Here is a 1,057-nt window from a genome sequence, read left to right as displayed (position 1 = left end):
GGTTGGCGGCACCGATGCGGCCGTCGATGGCAGCACCATCGAGGCGGACGCGAACAAAATGCGCAAGGACACGCCGCAGGAGATCAAAGACCTCTGGTCGCGCAAGGAACAGGTTCAGCGCCCGGTTGCGGAATACCTGGCGAAGCTGGCCGAGGCCGCACCTCGCTCCGAGTCGGGTCCGACCCACAAACCGCCGAAGTATATCTCGGAAACCGATCCAGAGGCCGCCTGGTCGGTGAAGGACGGGCCGGGCCGGTTTAGCTATGAGACCAACTACCTGGTCGATACCGATCATGGAATCATCGTGGATGTGGAAGCGACACCGGCACGCCTGTCGCAGGAGATCGTCGCCGCGAAGGCCATGCTGGAGCGCAGCCGTCAGCGGCACGACTTTCAGCCTGATCGCCTTGCGGCCGATGGCTCTTATGGCACCGGCCCGTTCCTGGCCTGGCTGATGAAGCGCAAGGTTACGCCGCATGTCCCGGTGCTGGACCGCCAGCACCAGTCCAAGGGCAAGTATGACCTGAGCCACTTTCGATACGACCCTGAACGCGACAGCTACACCTGCCTCGAAGGCCATGAGATGCCGCTGCGCCGGATCAGGGAAGACACCCGCATAAAGGTCTATCGAACGGATAAGGACACCTGTGGTGCCTGCCCGATCAAGAAGGCCTGCACCGACGCGCCCTACAGGACCGTAACCCGGCACATGGACGAGGATGCCCGTCAGGCGGTCCGCGATCTGCGCGATACCCGGCAATACGATGAGAGCCGACGACGACGGAAGAAGGTCGAGATGCTGTTCGCCCATCTGAAGCGGCATCTCGGCCTGAAACGCCTCCGGCTCCGGGGCCTATCGGGAGCCACAGAAGAATTCCTTCTCGCTGCAACAGCTCAGAACCTAAAACGCCTCGCCAAAATGGTTCCCTGCTGAAGGCTGAAGCGACCCCATCCAATACCGACCAAAAACACTGCCTTTGCCCGCGATCACAGCGGGTTGGGAGGGCTCGCCCGGCCCAAACACAACATCTGGTAGATCGAGTTTTTCACCTATATC

1 protein-coding gene is annotated in these 1,057 nt (G+C 61.4%); it reads left to right on the top strand.

The genetic code is table 11. The features are described 5' to 3' along the window. Window positions 1–934: transposase (locus tag HSX43_RS19460; protein WP_179381808.1), on the top strand; the 934-nt coding region annotated here is incomplete at its 5' end. Window positions 935–1,057: the final 123 nt, after the last annotated feature.

Source organism: Jannaschia marina (assembly GCF_013404595.1).
Lineage (GTDB): Bacteria > Pseudomonadota > Alphaproteobacteria > Rhodobacterales > Rhodobacteraceae > Jannaschia > Jannaschia marina.
The sequence above is the reverse complement of the archived record's forward strand: the minus strand, read 5'-3'. Positions and strand labels throughout refer to the sequence as shown.